This is a genomic window from Arthrobacter sp. 05L45_2, assembly GCF_056397525.1.
Genome location: NZ_JBFTNO010000286.1, coordinates 1 through 2,608 on the forward strand (window position 1 = coordinate 1; position 2,608 = coordinate 2,608).

Genomic DNA, 2,608 nt, shown 5'->3' on the forward strand with positions numbered 1-2,608 from the left:
CCCATCCTGCTGACGGTCCTGCGCCTGCTGCAGGGCTTCGGCGCCGGAGCCGAATGGGCCGGTGCGGCCGTCATCTCCATCGAACACGCCCCTGCCGGACGCAGCGGATTCTTCGGAAGCTTCACCCAGATGGGCGTCCCGGCGGGCATGCTGCTGGCCAACTCCAGCGTCCTTGCCGTCAAGGCCGCCGTACCGGCGGAGGTCTTCGAATCCTGGGCCTGGCGCCTTCCGTTCCTGCTGAGCGTGATCCTGATCATCACCGGCATGATCGTCCGCACCAAGCTTGAAGACTCGAACGACTTCAAGGAACTCGTGGCGACGAACCAGACCGCCAAGAAGCCGCTGGGCGAGGCCATGAAGAAGGAAACCAAGGGGATCTGGCTTGTTGTCGGCATGCGCCTGGCAGAGAACTCCGCGTTTTACCTGTACTCGACGTTCTCCGTGGTCTACATCATGAAGACGTTTGGAGCCGAACGCGCCAACCAGGGCACGATGTCCGTTCTGGTTGCCTCGGGCATCGGCGTCTTTGCCGTCCCGCTGTGGGCGATCCTCTCGGACAAGATCGGGCGCAAGCCGCTGTACCTGTTCGGTTCCATCGGCGGGCTCCTGTTCTTCCCGCTCTACTTCGTCATGACGGACACCGGCAGCGCATTGCTGGCAACCCTCGCCATCATCATCGGGCTCGCGGTGTTCCACAACTCGATGTACGGCCCGCAGGCAGCCTTCTTTGCTGAGCTGTTCTCCACCAAGCTTCGCTACAGCGGCGCGTCCATGGGCTACCAGTTCGGCTCGGTCCTGGCCGGCGGCATCGCGCCCCTCGTGGCCGTCGCGCTGCTCACGGCCGGTAACGGCAAGCCGGGCTGGGTGATCCTGTACTTCAGCATCATCGGCGTCATCACCGTCGTCGCAACCCTGCTCGCCCCCGAAACGCTCGAAAAGCTGGACCGGCGCATCACCGCCGCCCAGGAGCTGGACGAGAAAAACGCAGCGATTGCACAGGAGCGCGTCAGCGCCAACTGATACTCCCTGAAGTAAGGCGGGCGTCGTCCGGGTCGAAGGTGGACCCGGACGACGCTCTTCTTTTTTGGGCGACGCGGTCCGCGCGCAGGACGTCTCTGCACTGGCGTTGCGCTCCGGCGGCGGCCGCTTGAGCTGTTCCCTTTAAGTTCCCGCGCCTGGAAATGAGGCCGCGCGGCCGTGCGAGGATGTCCGAATGGAACCGACGTCGAAAGTACTGCGCTATGCCGCCTTCACCACCACCCCCGACGGCGGAAATCCGGCGGGAGTGGTCCTGGACGCAACCCGGCTCGATGACGCCCGGATGCAGGCCATCGCGGCGGACGTCGGCTATGCGGAAACGGTCTTTGTCACCGAGACGTCCGTTGACGGGGATTCCCGGCGAAACCGGGTGCGGTACTTCTCCCCCATCGCCGAGGTGCCGTTCTGCGGCCATGCCACGATTGCGTTGGCCGTCGCACTGTCAGGGCGCGACGGCGTGGRCACCTTCATCTTCGACACCCCGGTGGGGCCCGTCGCGATCGAGACGGCGGCCCAGGGCGAGTCGGTTACCGCATCCTTCACCAGCGTGGAGCCCCGGGTGGCCGAGTTCCCCGACGGTGTCCTGAACACCCTGCTCGGGCTGCTCGGCGTTGGCCGGGCCGCACTGGACCCCGCGTACCCTCCGATGATCACTTTTGCCGGGAACTGGCACCCTGTCCTCGTCTTCGCAGAACGGGACACCTTCGACTCGTTCGTTTTTGACCCGGATTCCATGCGCACGCTGATGGACGCCCAAAACTGGGCCGGCACCGTCACGACGCTGTATGAGATGAAAGCCCACGAAACGGGCCCGGGCGAGTTCGACGCGCGCAACCTCTTCCCGGTGGGCGCCATCACCGAAGACCCGGCGACCGGCTCCGCTGCCGCTTCGTTCGGCGGCTACCTCCGCTTGCTCTCGCTCGTGGAGCCGCCCAGCCGCGTGATCGTGCACCAGGGCAGCCATGTCGGCCGCCCCAGCGTGCTCACCGTCGACATTCCTCAGACCGGCGGGATCGTCGTGAGCGGTGGAGCCGTCGAGATCAGCTGAATTCCCTACCGGAAGGGGCAAGAAGCGTGGCAGAGTAGCCGCGATGGCAACCTTCGATCAGTCCGGTGACCTCCAGGGCGCGACCTTCACCGGCGTGAACCTCCGGGGCGCCCGTTTCGTCCGGTCCGATCTGTCCGGCTCGGTGATGCGCGGCGTGGATGCAGCCGGGGCCGACATCGGTGCGCCGTGGCTGCAGGAGGACGGCGGCATACTGCTGGTCAACGGCCTCGACGTCGTCCCCTTGGTCGAGGCAGAGCTCAACCGCCGCTTCCCCGGCCGGGCCGCGCGGGGCGCCCGGGACCCGGACGGTCTCCCTGCGGCTTGGGCCGCGTTGGAGCTGGCCTGGCAGGCGGCGCTGGAACGGGTTGCGGCGATGCCGGCCGGGACGGTTGACGTCTCCGTGGACGGCGAGTGGTCCTTCGCCCAGACCCTGCGCCACCTGGTGATGGCAACGGACACGTGGCTGGGCCGAGGCATCCTGGAGCTGGAGCGTCCGTACCACCCGCTCGGGCAACCCAACGC

Annotated in this window: 3 protein-coding genes; all 3 read left to right on the forward strand. The window is 66.7% G+C overall.

Annotated elements, in window-relative coordinates; all coding sequences use genetic code 11:
* Positions 1 to 1,020, forward strand: a 1,020-nt coding sequence (locus AC1DHD_RS15480) for an MFS transporter (protein WP_476880563.1), incomplete at its 5' end; no start/stop codon positions are given.
* Positions 1,021 to 1,213: 193 nt separating this feature from the next.
* Complete coding sequence (locus tag AC1DHD_RS15485; RefSeq protein ID WP_476880564.1) at positions 1,214 to 2,086, forward strand: PhzF family phenazine biosynthesis protein; 873 nt, start codon at positions 1,214 to 1,216, stop codon at positions 2,084 to 2,086.
* Between the two features lie 43 nt (positions 2,087 to 2,129).
* A partial coding sequence (locus AC1DHD_RS15490) for a pentapeptide repeat-containing protein (RefSeq protein ID WP_476880565.1) occupies positions 2,130 to 2,608 on the forward strand: 479 nt, incomplete at its 3' end.